This window comes from Nitrosomonas sp., assembly GCF_019635155.1.
Lineage (GTDB): Bacteria > Pseudomonadota > Gammaproteobacteria > Burkholderiales > Nitrosomonadaceae > Nitrosomonas.
The window spans coordinates 51097-63756 of sequence record NZ_JAHBZY010000008.1; the positions used below are offsets into that span (position 1 = coordinate 51097).

The following is a 12660-nucleotide window of genomic DNA, read 5'->3' on the forward strand; positions in this document are numbered from 1 at the left end:
TATCTTTTTTAAACTATTCATTTGGATTCTTAACGACATCATCAAAAGCGGCGCCTAAGCACGCGCGCCATCGCTGCCGGTTGCGATAGTGCGGTATTTTACCCGCAAGAAACACGGATATCGGAACGTTCCGCAATTTCCACGCCAAACAGCGCTTCATTAAATGCCGATGATGGCGCCAGAGTTTTATTATTGCCGCCCTGCTTGCCGGAATACCCTGCCGGTGAGGCTGATCCGCTGATTTGAGTCGATGTCGTAGCGGCAAAAGATAACGCGCTCATTCCACTGGTGAATTCCATTATCAGCATCAAAAACAATTGCAGCAAAGTCTTCATGCAACGACTCCTTTTTAACAATGTTAGCGAGCATGACTTCTTTTCCATGAGTAACTGAATTTGCTGTCAGTTCCACCTCGAACCTATACAGTCTGCCAGAGTAAACTACTGCCGAAGACAGGTCAGTAAGAAAAATCACAGAACAACGACTGTACCGATCATGAGCATTGATAACAGTCACCGGTTCGCAAGTCGGTCAGCGGAATTATTCTTTACCCAATTGATATTTATCGATTACAAGCTTGGCAACCTGCTTGCCCATCGCTGCACCGATTTCACCGGAATTACGGTAATGCACGCCGTCGTATATGCGCGCATTGATCACCTCTTGCATAAAAGCATCCGTACTGTCCCAGCTCCGGGATACATCGCCCGCCGCTTTACTGACGGTCATCAGCACTGGCGGCGGGGCGTTACCAATTTCCGCGTGTAATACGGTACCGACAGTTGCGGACACGATGCAGTGCGCGCATGGATACTCCGGATGCATTGGCGTATCGATGAACGGCCTCCACGAAGAATCGCGTTCAGTAGCATCGTTGCCGTCGATGTCACCGTTGCGGATCGCGGTCAACGGACGCCATAAGCCGTAATGATATTTCGCATCAAAAACAGCGATCAATGCATCGTCAGACGCTTGCGTGACTGCGGCGAACAATCGCGCGTTTTGCGTTATTTCCCGTCCCGGCTGGGTAGCCACTGAGCGCACGATACCGTGATAAATCGGCGGCATCACCTCTTCCCAGAATCGGGCAATTTCGGTTTGCTCTGCAGTCCGTACCCGACTATCAAATCGGCCGAGTATTTTAACTTCGTTGTAATCGCGCGCCCAGCGCTCGCTATCCAATCGCGGTGGCGGCGCTGGTCTGAATTGTGCGGCATTCGTCATCAACCATGGTTTGCGCGTAATCCATTGCGGTGTTTCCGGAATAACCGTGGGGATATACACACCCACGCCGGTAATCGGCCGGTAGGTTTCCTGATCGGACGCGCCATCATTGGCTCGCATCGACAGAATCCCTTGTGCTGCTCGTTCGCCAACCGCGATACCGGAATTCCTCGCAACTTCATCACTGACGGCGGCAATCACTGTTTGATAAGCCATATCAATCGCAGCGGTTTGATTGGGAACCAATTGCATCAACGTAACTCGGTTAGCCGCCGCGACCGCCGCTTCCACTGATGCATCCGGTGCCGGTTGCAATTTCAAATCACTCACCGGATAACGCTGGGTAATCGCATTTACCGCTTCATACACGGCGGTATGCACTATGGCCAATGCCCGCTCGGCAGGTAATGGACCGATACCCGCAGCCACGACGATATCTCCCGCCCGCTTGTTCCAATCCGTAACGGCATCGGCTTTGACCGTTGCAGTATGCGCAACCAGAGAAATAAACACCAGTAACACGAACCTATCGATTGCCAATAAATTTTTCATCACCATACGTTTCCTCACAATTAATGACGTCTCTAAAAATAGATCGCCCCGACCAGACCTTTTCGCGAATAGTGTGTCGACAAACACCCGCTTAACCATTGATTCAAATCAATACAACATCATCAAGAAACACGATTCATAACGGACAAAGTTATGTTTCCGCGCTCATCGGATATCTTATACTTGATTGAGATCGCAATCGTTGACACGTAATCGGATTCATTACATGAGGAAACAACTGAATGGAAAGCCATGAGATTATCGGATTCATAGCAGGCCTCGGTACCACTTTTGCCGCTGCCCCGGATTTATATACGATGTTGAAACGCAGAAACTCTGCAGGCATGAACCCGAACATGGCCGGCATCATGGGTACATTCCAAATCGTTTGGGTTTACTACGGCATTCTGATTGATTCAATGCCGGTGATTGTCTGGAACATTATCGCCGTGGCGATCAATTCCCTGACGGTTGCAGCATTCTTCTACTTTATTCGTACCGGGAAGATTAGTGAAAAGCTACCCGATCAGTGATGGTCACCGCTTGTTTCTTGATCCAACGCGCTTCCTTCTCGCTTCTTTGGGATCGATCACGAGCGGTCGGTAAATCTCAATCCGATCATGGGGTCGCAAGCAGTCATCCAATTGCACGAACTTACCGAAAATACCTAATCTATTTTTCGCCAAATCAATTTCAGGATAATCGTTCAGCAATTCTGAACTTAATAACGCTTGTTCAACAGTACAACCGTCCGGTACGGTCAATTGCTTCAACACCTGAGTTTTGGGTAATGCATAAACAATCTCTACTTGAAAAGCGCTCTCAGCGTTTGCCATAGATCGTTTCAGCTCTTTCAATAAAAGACTCGACAAAACTGTTAGCAATCATATGAAATACCGGTCCTACCAGTTTCTCAAGAATTTTGTGTGAAAAGGTGTAATGTAATCGGAATTTAATTTTACAAGCATGCTCCGATAGGGAGATAAATTGCCAGTAGCCATCCAAATGTTCAAACGGCCCATCCAGCAGACTCATTTCAATCAGATCTGGCGGAAAGCGCTTATTAATGGTGGTAAAGCTATGCTGGATATGATGATAGTTTATTTTAACCGTCGCATGCGTCGTAACTTCATCTTGCGGATCGACCGAAGTCCCTCCGCACCAAGGAAGAAAACTTGGATATTCTTCAACATTATCGACTAACGCAAACATCTGACTTGCCGAATATTCGACCAAAACCGATTTTTCTATTTCTGCCATAAAGGTAAATCACTCCAGCTCAATGGAGTAATGTTGAAAAACTGATAAAATAAACGGAATTTTGTAATTCCCACCAATTTCATTCCTGCATGAGTATAGTACAAAATAAAAAAGCCTTTCACGATTATTTTATCGAAGAAAAATATGAAACAGGCATTGTACTGGAAGGCTGGGAGGTAAAAGCCATTCGCGATGGCCGCATTCAGTTAAAAGAAGCTTATGTTATCATCCGCAACGGCGAAATATTCCTTATCGGTTGCCACATCAGTCCGCTCAAAACAGCTTCGACGCACATCAACCCTGATCCCGCGAGAACACGTAAGTTGTTATTGCATGCCGAAGAAATCCAGCGGCTCATCGGCAAAGTGGAGCGTGCCGGCTATACGCTGGTCCCGATCGACATGCATTATAAAACCGGCCGGATCAAAGTCGAAATTGGCTTGGCTAAGGGTAAAAAACAATATGACAAACGCGAATCCGAAAAACAAAAAGAATGGGAACGCACCAAGCAGCGGCTACTACGCGCAAAATAATGCGACAAAATAACTTCTTGAATTAAATTTATTATTAATTTTCAAACAACTATGAAGAAACCCATTGCAATTTGGCTATTAATTTGTTGTGCCTTGGTATTTGCCATGATAGTCGTCGGAGGCGTCACTCGCTTGACCGATTCCGGGCTTTCAATCGTCGAATGGCAACCGATCGTCGGCACCATGCCGCCTATCACTCAGGACGATTGGGACGTGTTATTGGAAAAATACCGTGCCACACCTCAGTATCAACAAGTCAATAAAGGTATGAGCGTCGACGAATTCAAGAGTATTTTCTGGTGGGAGTATTTTCATCGCTTACTCGGACGAATGATCGGACTGGTATTTTTTGTCCCGTTTATTTATTTCCTGATGAAAAAACAAATCGACAAGCCACTGGGAATCAAGCTGGCGGGAATATTCGTGCTAGGTGGCTTACAAGGGTTTATGGGATGGTATATGGTCATGAGCGGCTTGGTTAATGACCCGCATGTCAGCCAATACCGGCTCACTGCACATCTAGGACTGGCGTTTATTATTTTTGCCGCCATGTTCTGGGTAGCTCTGGGATTGCTGTCGCCTTACCCCGTCTCGCAACAAACCGACGATAAAATTCAGGAGTTAAGAAAGTTCTCTTTTGGTCTTAGTCTATTGATTTTTATTATGATTCTATCGGGTGGTTTTGTTGCCGGCATTCGCGCCGGCTTGGCTTACAATACTTTTCCATTGATGAACGGACATCTGATCCCACCCGACCTCTTCATTCTCGAACCTTGGTACCGGAATTTCTTCGATAACATTACCACCGTGCAATTCGATCATCGCTTGATTGCGTGGACATTGGCTTTTTTAGTACCGCTTTTCTGGTTCAAGTCGCGCAAGATTGAGTTACCGGGTACAACCCGGTTTGCTTGCAATCTTTTTTTACTGATGCTGATCCTGCAGATCAGTTTGGGAATCGCCACCTTGTTGCATGTCGTACCGATCCCGTTAGCCGCTTCCCATCAAGGCGGCGCGGTATTGTTATTCGCGGCATCCTTATGGGTAAGCCACCGTTTGCGATCGCATTAGCAGGTCGCTGAAAAACGTTTCCCGGAACTGATCTTACCGATTTTCAGGCTCGTCTTTATCGCCGGATTATGCATTCTCGTTAAGGCCCAACCGTTCCATCCGGTAGCGGAGCGACCTGACGGTTATTCCTAACGTTTTAGCCGCCTTCGTCCGGTTATAGCGACTAAGATTCAACGCCTTGACAATGGAATCCTTCTCCAACTGATCGAGATAATCTTGCAGAGGCAATCCTGAATCCGGATCCGGCAAGGCAGCAGTTGGAATATCCGGTGTAGAAAGTTTGACTTCTCTGGCTGCGGCGGGCAACTGCAGCTCCGCTTCGCCGATTTGCACTTCCCCGCACAGCGCTAACGTTCGCTCCAGGATATTTTCAAGTTCGCGCACATTTCCCGGGTAATCATAATTCATCAATTTCGCCAACGCGCCTTTGGTAAAATCGCCAACCGGCCGCGTCGCGTCGCGGCACAATTTTCCCAATATAGTCGTGGCAATCAATGGAATATCCTCACGCATTTCACGCAACGCCGGCATATTTAACTCGATGACATTCAACCGATAATACAAATCCTGCCGGAATTCCCCATTCTCAATACACTGACTCAGTCCTTTATGCGTTGCACTGATAATGCGCACATCCACATTTTTTTCTTGCGATTCGCCGATTCTTCTCACTTGTTTTTCCTGGATGACCCGCAGCAATTTGACTTGCATAGCCAATGGCAAATCCGCAACTTCATCAAGAAACAAGGTTCCACCATTGGCCGCCCAAAAGAATCCGTCATGGTCTTTTTCGGCACCGGTGAAAGCGCCTTTTTTATAACCGAAAAATTCACTTTCCATCAGATTCTCCGGAATTGCGCCACAGTTAACTGCGATAAACGGCTGTTGATGGCGCGCGCTTCTTTCATGAATCATTCTTGCAGCCAATTCCTTACCGCTGCCGGACTCGCCGTTGATATAAACGGCGGCTTGACTGCGGGAAAGCTTATCGATGGTTGCACGAAGCTGACGCATCGGCTGCGATTCACCCAATAACATGCGCCGATTCGATTGCGCCTGAACGACCGGCGCCGATTGCGCCACCATTGGCGGCAAACTGAGCGCGGATTTAACCAAATCGCGCAATTGCTTCAGCGAAACCGGTTTCGCCAAGTAATCAAAAGCCCCGGCTTTAAGCGCCGCAACCGCGTTTTCCGCCGTACCGTGGGCGGTAATGACGGCAACTGGCAAGTCCGCACAGGATTGGGAGATAAATCTCACCAAATCCAATCCATCCCCGTCCGGCAATCGCATATCGGTCAAACATAATTGAAACCGCTTGGATTGCAACCTATCCTTAGCCTCGCCAAGCGATCTTGCACTCACCACATCCATCCCCATGCGCGCCAATGTCAATTCCAGCAACTCAATGATATCGGGCTCATCATCGACGATTAGAATATTGGGAGACGTGTTTTTACGCGATGCAACCGCATTGCGTCCATTAACTATTGACATAATTTGTTTATTTTACAAACGATTCTAAAATGCCCCGAGACTGAGTCTTCGACAAAATCAAGCGATGCTTGGTTAATCTCGCACAGTTCACGTGCAATAAATAAGCCCAGACCGGTACCACCGGAAGCTGTAGTAAAAAAAGGTTCGAAGAGTTGCTTGGCTTGCTGCGGATCAACACCGGGGCCATCATCCATGATATCGATGCAAAAATCGCTCTCATTGACTGCTTTCTCCAGTTGAATGTAAATACTGCCGGTTTGCCGGCGGCAGTGCCTCCAAGCATTCCGGCATAAATTCCACAATACCCGGTTCAAGTGATCACGATCAAAACAAATGAGGTATTTATGAGAACTACTCAAAATAAATACTCCATGATCGATTTTCTCGGTGTCGCAGAATTCTTCGAGAAATTTCCGGATATAATCTTGCACGTCAAAAACCTCCGGCTTCGCCACATTACTCCGGTTCAACTGCAACACATCATTCACGATCTTGTTTAACCGTTGCGCATTCTCGCAAATAATACGCGCCAGCCGGGAATCGAAGTTCGCTTCGAGCTGTTCTTCTTCCAGCAATTCAGCCGCATGATTGATTGCGGACAGAGGATTGCGAATTTCATGCGCAATATTGACCGTTAGGCGACCTAACGCAGCCAGTTTGAGCTGCTGTAGCTGCACCTGCACACGCCCCATGTCTTCGAGGAATATGACGACACCGTTGCGAAAATCCGACTGGATAGGGAGAAAGCGTGTACGCACCAGTGCGTTGCTATGGGTTAAACGCAACAAATCAAACTGAATACTGCTATTGCCCTGCCAGCTCGTCAGCCGAGCGGCAATTTCCGGTATCGAATCCGACAATCTGAGCCGTTCCGCATTACCGGACAGAGGCTTGAGATCGAGCAATTTTTCAGCATAGCTATTGCGCTGCCGAATGAATCCATTCTTATCAACGACCAAAACCCCCTCTTGCAAATCCTGAATCACCAACTGATTCACTTGCGCCATATTTGCCAGATCGACACCGCGTTCTTGCGCCAATCGCTCGCTCGCAAGCGTGTGCTTGGCCAACCGAAAGGCCAACCAAGCAACCGCGAAATAAGCCATACTCAGCAGCCCCGCCTGCGAGTATTGCGCTTGATAAAATTGAATTGTCAGCAAGGAATAGGTTTCCAGCAAAAGCAGACTAATAGTGGCAACGGCGGCAAAGAAAAGCGCCAAACGACCTCGGCTGATCAACCCCGCACCCGCCAGCGTCACCAAGAGCGCGACGCCCAAACCGCTCTGTAAACCGCCACTGGCATAAAGCATCAAAGAGAAAAAGACGATATCGCTGATCACTTGGATAGTTAGTTGCCAATCAAAAGCAGGCATCCGCCACTTGATCAACAGCATAGAAATGCCGCTGCTGATGAAATGGCCATAACAGGCATACAAAAACAGATTGTATCGATGCACTCCGAAGTCGACAAAACCTGCTTTCAGTGTGACTATCAGCAGACCACCCCCTATCAACAAGCGGTAAATATTAAAGTAAGTCAGTGAACGCCAATACTGGTCCACGTTTCCGGCATCACTGATGGCCACTGCAGGCCGGCTCACTCGTGGCTGCTTGATCGAAGTTGAATTAGCAAGGGTTGACACAATAATGAAATTAAGATGAAGAATTTACGTATAAATCACAATGTTCCTGACAGCAGAAAAACTTATTCTGACTGTCAATCGCTTCTTTTTTAGGTAAATAAACACCGCAATGAGCACAGATCACAGTATCTTCAGCAAGCTCCGTAAAGGATTCGTTCTTCTTTCGTTTAGGTTGACGATAATTAATGAACCAATAAATCAGTAATGCGACGAGTATGTAAAAAATTATTTTTCCCATTTGTATTTCTGCAACTTATAGAATGATATAGAATGACATTGGCAGAGACTTTTGCACGGTTACTACGCGACACGATAATCGCGTTAAAAATTCGCAAAAAATGCTCATTTACCCCGTGTAAACTCCGCTTTTCCGCAAATTTTTGCCTTATTCCAGTACCGCTCATGACACCGTGCAAAAGTCTCTGGCATTATATTTTCCCTTATTGCTCCAATTTTCAAGCCTTAATTGAAATTTTTGACGGGAGTTGCCATTGCTATATTGGGAAAGCTCTGATTAATTCATCGGGCAAAATGAGTTGCAAAACGGATGAACGCAAAGAACGAGACATATCAGTAGAATAGGCAAGTTTCTGAGCACTATCCGACACAGCAAATCGCTTGCGCAGACAATTAATCAGCGTTTCTTTAAATTTAGCTTAGCAATTTTTTTTGTAGGCAATAGTTGGAATAGCCGTGGTTTTAGCGCCTATCATTAAAATTCAAAATAACAGGCAATCCAAATTTACGTGACTTCAGAAAGATATCTGAAAAGAATCAGACAAAAGATAACAATACTTTTATAACTATCAGAAATATAGATACAATCCCAGAAATTACTTAGATTGAAATCTCTGGCGCAGCGGAGTGATCCCCAATAGCGAACAATCGGCCACTTTAATAATTACGCGTGACAGCGAAATGTGCCAATTGCAGCAAACATTCCTTATTCTTTGATTCCGGTAAAGCGGCAATCGCCGCGGTGGCTGTTGCGACTTCGGCCTGCGCGCATTGTCTGGCGTAATCCAAAGCCGATGTTTCACGAATGACATTTAAAACCGGTTGAAACCCATCTTTGCCGCCGTCTTCAATCGCCTTACGGATAATACCGGCTTGATCCGGATTCCCAACGCGCATCGCATAAATAAGAGGCAATGTAGGCTTCCCTTCGGCCAGATCGTCACCCAGATTTTTACCGATATCGTGATTATTTCCCGTATAGTCGAGCATGTCATCGATCAGTTGGAACGCGGTACCCAAATGCATGCCATAAACCGACATTGCATTTTCCTCCTCCGGCGATGCATTCCCTAAAATGGCGCCTAGCCGGCTGGCAGCTTCAAACAGCTTGGCGGTCTTAAAGCGAATAACTTGTAGGTAATTCTCTTCCGTCACTTGCGGATCACGGCAATTCAACAACTGTAATACTTCGCCTTCGGCTATGGTATTCGTCGCATCGGCCAACACTTGCATTACACGCATATTGTCGACTTCCACCATCATTTGAAATGCCCGGGAGTACAAAAAGTCGCCGACCAGCACGCTGGCGGCATTGCCAAACAATGCGTTGGCAGTTTCTCGATTTCGACGAAGTTCGGATTCATCGACCACATCGTCGTGCAACAGTGTCGCAGTGTGAATAAATTCAACGATGGCCGCGAGATTGTGATGAAATTTTCCTGAATAACCAAAAGCACCGGCTGATAGAATTACCAATGCAGGGCGTAACCGCTTACCTCCGCTATTAATAATGTATTCACTGACTTGACGAATTAATGCAACATGAGAATGTAACTTTTCCCGGATGACATCATCGACGATCTCCATATCCCGGGCGATATAACTTCTAATATATTCGATTGACACAATATTACCTTCAAGAAAACGCTATGTTAGGAATGACGGCCCCCGCGTGTCAAGCACAAAGAACGTAATACAAAATTTTCCTCCACAATCAAGGGCTATTTATGTATAATTCGCCGTTCTGAAAAGGAAGCATGGAGTCAAAATATGTATGCGGTCATAAAAACCGGCGGTAAGCAATATCGAATACAAGTAGGTGAAAAACTGAAAGTGGAACAATTGGATGTGGAAAACGGCAGCGAGCTGGTAATCGATCAAGTATTGATGGTTGCGGATGGCGACAAAATATCTGTGGGAACACCGCTCGTGAATGGTGCAAAAGTTAATGCAACGGTTCTGGGTCAAGGACGGCATGACAAAATTCGCATTTTCAAGATGCGTCGCCGCAAACACTACCAGAAACATCAAGGTCACCGGCAGAATTACACTGAAATACAAATCACCGGTATTTCAGCATAAGGAGTTGATAGATGGCACATAAGAAAGCAGGCGGAAGTTCCAGAAACGGACGTGATTCACACTCGAAGCGGCTTGGTGTTAAAAGCTATGGCGGTGAACTAATCCCGGCAGGTTCGATCATTATTCGTCAACGGGGTACAAAAGTTCATCCCGGCGAGAATGTCGGCATGGGAAAAGACCATACACTATTCGCCAAAGTAACAGGCAAAGTCAATTTCAGCACCAAAGGTCCGTTCAATCGTAAAATTGCCAGTGTTATACCTGTATAACATCTTAAATATCCTTTTTCTAAAAAAAGCCCCGTCTACCAACGATGGGGCTTTTTTGTTTACGCTGCACCCTATCGCCAGAAAATCGTTGCATTGAATTATGAAGTTTATTGACGAAGCGATCATCCAAGTATTAGCCGGTAAAGGTGGCAATGGTGTCGCAAGTTTCCGGCGGGAAAAATACATCCCGAGAGGCGGTCCTAATGGTGGCGATGGTGGGCGCGGTGGCAGCATCTATGCAATTGCGGACCGCAACATCAACACGCTGGTCGACTATCGCTTTGCGCGCATACATCGCGCAAGAAATGGTGAAAATGGCCAAGGTTCCGACCGTTACGGCAAAAGCGCCGAAGATATCGTGCTGCGCATGCCCGTCGGCACGTTGATCAAGGATCTCAATAGCGGCGAAACAATTGCTGATTTAGTTCATGATCAACAGAAAGTACTCTTAGCCAAAGGCGGCACCGGCGGATTAGGCAATTTGCATTTTAAATCCAGCACTAATCGCGCCCCTCGCCAATTCACTTATGGTGAACCAGGACAAGAGCTCGAATTGAAACTGGAGCTAAAAATACTCGCGGATGTCGGTCTGCTAGGTATGCCGAACGCCGGAAAATCCACCTTAATCCGCGCTGTATCTGCGGCACGACCCAAAGTCGCCGATTATCCGTTCACCACGCTGCAACCCAACCTCGGTGTGGTGCGCGTCGATCATAACCGCAGCTTTGTCATGGCGGACATTCCCGGACTCATCGAAGGCGCCGCCGAAGGCGTCGGACTGGGGCACCGCTTTCTTAAACATTTGACGCGAACCCGGTTATTACTGCATGTTGTGGATATGTCGCCGCTGAATGAGGAAACCGATCTGGTTCATGAAGCGTGCGCGCTGGTTGAAGAATTAAGAAAATATGATCAGTCTCTGCATCAAAAACCGCGCTGGCTGGTATTGAATAAAACCGACATGATACCGGCCGACCAGCGTGACCGGATCTGCCAGGAATTTATCCAAAAATTGAACTGGCAAGAGCAGTATTTTATCATCTCGGCATTGACCGGCGAAGGCTGTCAACCGCTCACCTACGCCATCATGGATTACCTGGAACACCATCTTCCATCGGAACCGGAACCGCAAGACCCTGAAAATTCCGATAATGAACTGCTGAACTCATGCTGAAGCAAGCACGCCGTGTCATCATCAAAGTAGGTAGCAGTCTGGTCACCAATCAAGGTAAAGGACTCGATCATGCCGCCTTGGCGGGTTGGGCGGCACAAATTGCCACGCTCAAACAAGCCGGCAAGGATATTATTCTCGTTTCCTCCGGTGCGATTGCCGAGGGCATGCAGCGATTGAGTTGGGAAACCCGTCCGACCGCTTTATACGAACTGCAGGCAGCGGCAGCAGTCGGCCAAATGGGGCTAGCGCAAGCCTATGCATCGTGTTTTTCGCAGCACAGCCTGCAAACCGCGCAGGTGCTATTGACGCACGAAGATTTATCAAACCGGAAGCGCTATCTGAACGCTCGCTCCACGCTGACAGCGCTGCTCAAGTTCAATATCATCCCGATCATCAACGAAAATGATACCGTCGCCACCGATGAAATCCGCTTTGGCGACAACGATACGCTGGCAGCGTTGGTCACGAATCTGGTCGAAGCCGATACGCTGATCATCCTGACCGATCAAGCCGGCTTATACACCAGCGATCCGCGCAAAGATCCAACCGCAACATTATTAAACGAAGTGCATGCCGGCGATCCGGCACTGGAAAAGATGGCCGGCGGTGTCGGCAGCGCCATCAGCCGCGGCGGCATGCAAACCAAAGTCATCGCGGCCAAACGCGCGGCGCGCAGCGGCGCGGATACGATCGTCGCTTCCGGCCATGAACACAATGTACTGGTCCGTTTAAGTCAGGATGAAATCATCGGCACCCGTTTCATCGCCAAACTACCGGTTCTGGCGGCGCGCAAGCAATGGCTCGCCGATTATCTGCAAGTGCGCGGCTACGTCACGCTTGATCCGGGCGCGGTCAAAGCGCTGACCGGCGACGGAAAAAGCTTGCTGCCGATCGGTGTCGTCGCCGTCAACGGCGAATTCGAACGCGGCGAAACGGTTTCCTGCCTGGACCCGGACGGGCGCGAAATCGCACGCGGATTGATCAACTACAGTGCAGTGGAAACGCAAAAAATCCTGAAACAACCCAGTAGCGAAATCGAAGCAATTCTGGGTTATGTGGATGAACCGGAACTCATTCACAGAAACAATCTGGTTTTGTTGTAATTATTTCACCGCAAT

At 47.7% G+C, this 12660-nt stretch carries 15 protein-coding genes; 7 read left to right on the forward strand and 8 right to left on the reverse strand.

The window, feature by feature from the left end; genetic code table 11:
* Nucleotides 1-98: 98 nt before the first annotated feature.
* Both KF839_RS07140 and KF839_RS07145 read right to left on the reverse strand, forming a co-directional pair.
* Nucleotides 99-335: a hypothetical protein gene (locus KF839_RS07140; RefSeq protein WP_292917157.1), complete on the reverse strand. Its 237-nt coding sequence runs from the start codon at nt 333-335 to the stop codon at nt 99-101.
* Nucleotides 336-540: 205 nt separating this feature from the next.
* Nucleotides 541-1776, reverse strand: coding sequence for a vanadium-dependent haloperoxidase (locus KF839_RS07145; protein ID WP_292917158.1), 1236 nt, complete (start codon nt 1774-1776; stop codon nt 541-543).
* A 242-nt stretch (nt 1777-2018) separates the two neighbouring features.
* On the opposite strand from KF839_RS07145, the gene KF839_RS07150 reads away from it, so the two are divergent.
* Nucleotides 2019-2309 (forward strand): SemiSWEET family sugar transporter, encoded by a 291-nt coding sequence (locus KF839_RS07150; protein WP_292917159.1) that lies wholly within the window; start codon nt 2019-2021, stop codon nt 2307-2309.
* A gap of 3 nt (nt 2310-2312) precedes the next feature.
* On the opposite strand, the gene KF839_RS07155 is transcribed toward KF839_RS07150, so the two are convergent.
* Entirely contained in the window at nt 2313-2612 is a 300-nt protein-coding gene (locus KF839_RS07155) for an RnfH family protein (RefSeq protein ID WP_292917160.1), read from the reverse strand.
* Nucleotides 2599-3036: a type II toxin-antitoxin system RatA family toxin gene (locus tag KF839_RS07160; protein WP_292917161.1), complete on the reverse strand. Its 438-nt coding sequence runs from the start codon at nt 3034-3036 to the stop codon at nt 2599-2601. The genes KF839_RS07155 and KF839_RS07160 overlap by 14 nt, the downstream gene beginning before the upstream one ends.
* An 89-nt stretch (nt 3037-3125) precedes the next feature.
* On the opposite strand from KF839_RS07160, the gene smpB reads away from it, so the two are divergent.
* On the forward strand, nt 3126-3569 hold the full coding sequence (smpB, locus tag KF839_RS07165) for an SsrA-binding protein SmpB (RefSeq protein WP_292917162.1): 444 nt from the start codon (nt 3126-3128) through the stop codon (nt 3567-3569).
* Nucleotides 3570-3620: 51 nt separating this feature from the next.
* Complete coding sequence (locus tag KF839_RS07170; protein WP_292917163.1) at nt 3621-4640, forward strand: COX15/CtaA family protein; 1020 nt, start codon at nt 3621-3623, stop codon at nt 4638-4640.
* A gap of 66 nt (nt 4641-4706) precedes the next feature.
* Here KF839_RS07170 and KF839_RS07175 read toward each other — a convergent pair whose 3' ends face one another.
* The 4 genes from KF839_RS07175 to ispB all read right to left on the reverse strand — a co-directional run bounded on the left by KF839_RS07175 (nt 4707) and on the right by ispB (nt 9643).
* Nucleotides 4707-6137 carry a sigma-54-dependent transcriptional regulator gene (locus tag KF839_RS07175; RefSeq protein ID WP_292917164.1) on the reverse strand — a complete coding sequence of 477 codons (1431 nt, stop codon included), beginning with the start codon at nt 6135-6137 and terminating at the stop codon, nt 4707-4709.
* Nucleotides 6128-7738 carry a sensor histidine kinase gene (locus KF839_RS07180; RefSeq protein ID WP_292917165.1) on the reverse strand — a complete coding sequence of 537 codons (1611 nt, stop codon included), beginning with the start codon at nt 7736-7738 and terminating at the stop codon, nt 6128-6130. The genes KF839_RS07175 and KF839_RS07180 overlap by 10 nt, the downstream gene beginning before the upstream one ends.
* Nucleotides 7739-7790: 52 nt before the next feature.
* On the reverse strand, nt 7791-8018 hold the full coding sequence (locus KF839_RS07185; RefSeq protein WP_292917166.1) for a PP0621 family protein: 228 nt from the start codon (nt 8016-8018) through the stop codon (nt 7791-7793).
* Nucleotides 8019-8674: 656 nt separating this feature from the next.
* Nucleotides 8675-9643, reverse strand: coding sequence for an octaprenyl diphosphate synthase (gene ispB, locus KF839_RS07190; protein ID WP_292917167.1), 969 nt, complete (start codon nt 9641-9643; stop codon nt 8675-8677).
* Nucleotides 9644-9787: 144 nt separating this feature from the next.
* Between ispB and rplU the strand changes: the two genes are divergently transcribed.
* The 4 genes from rplU (at nt 9788) to proB (ending at nt 12645) form a co-directional block, all read left to right on the forward strand.
* Nucleotides 9788-10099, forward strand: coding sequence for a 50S ribosomal protein L21 (gene rplU, locus KF839_RS07195; RefSeq protein WP_292917168.1), 312 nt, complete (start codon nt 9788-9790; stop codon nt 10097-10099).
* An 11-nt stretch (nt 10100-10110) separates the two neighbouring features.
* Nucleotides 10111-10368 carry a 50S ribosomal protein L27 gene (rpmA, locus tag KF839_RS07200; protein WP_292917169.1) on the forward strand — a complete coding sequence of 86 codons (258 nt, stop codon included), beginning with the start codon at nt 10111-10113 and terminating at the stop codon, nt 10366-10368.
* Between the two features lie 100 nt (nt 10369-10468).
* Entirely contained in the window at nt 10469-11542 is a 1074-nt protein-coding gene (cgtA, locus tag KF839_RS07205; RefSeq protein WP_292917170.1) for an Obg family GTPase CgtA, read from the forward strand.
* Nucleotides 11536-12645, forward strand: a complete 1110-nt coding sequence (gene proB, locus KF839_RS07210; protein ID WP_292917171.1) for a glutamate 5-kinase — start codon at nt 11536-11538, stop codon at nt 12643-12645. Before cgtA ends, proB begins: the two co-directional genes overlap by 7 nt.
* Nucleotides 12646-12660 lie beyond the last annotated feature (15 nt).

Excerpts from the sequence above, each read along its gene's own strand:
- KF839_RS07140 (WP_292917157.1), bottom strand. The coding sequence starts at position 335 with ATGAAGACTTTGCTGCAATTGTTTTTGATGCTGATAATGGAATTCACC.
- KF839_RS07145 (WP_292917158.1), bottom strand. The coding sequence starts at position 1,776 with ATGAAAAATTTATTGGCAATCGATAGGTTCGTGTTACTGGTGTTTATT.
- KF839_RS07150 (WP_292917159.1), top strand. The coding sequence starts at position 2,019 with ATGGAAAGCCATGAGATTATCGGATTCATAGCAGGCCTCGGTACCACT.
- KF839_RS07155 (WP_292917160.1), bottom strand. The coding sequence starts at position 2,612 with ATGGCAAACGCTGAGAGCGCTTTTCAAGTAGAGATTGTTTATGCATTA.
- KF839_RS07160 (WP_292917161.1), bottom strand. The coding sequence starts at position 3,036 with ATGGCAGAAATAGAAAAATCGGTTTTGGTCGAATATTCGGCAAGTCAG.
- smpB (WP_292917162.1), top strand. The coding sequence starts at position 3,126 with ATGAGTATAGTACAAAATAAAAAAGCCTTTCACGATTATTTTATCGAA.
- KF839_RS07170 (WP_292917163.1), top strand. The coding sequence starts at position 3,621 with ATGAAGAAACCCATTGCAATTTGGCTATTAATTTGTTGTGCCTTGGTA.
- KF839_RS07175 (WP_292917164.1), bottom strand. The coding sequence starts at position 6,137 with ATGTCAATAGTTAATGGACGCAATGCGGTTGCATCGCGTAAAAACACG.
- KF839_RS07185 (WP_292917166.1), bottom strand. The coding sequence starts at position 8,018 with ATGGGAAAAATAATTTTTTACATACTCGTCGCATTACTGATTTATTGG.
- rplU (WP_292917168.1), top strand. The coding sequence starts at position 9,788 with ATGTATGCGGTCATAAAAACCGGCGGTAAGCAATATCGAATACAAGTA.
- rpmA (WP_292917169.1), top strand. The coding sequence starts at position 10,111 with ATGGCACATAAGAAAGCAGGCGGAAGTTCCAGAAACGGACGTGATTCA.
- cgtA (WP_292917170.1), top strand. The coding sequence starts at position 10,469 with ATGAAGTTTATTGACGAAGCGATCATCCAAGTATTAGCCGGTAAAGGT.
- proB (WP_292917171.1), top strand. The coding sequence starts at position 11,536 with ATGCTGAAGCAAGCACGCCGTGTCATCATCAAAGTAGGTAGCAGTCTG.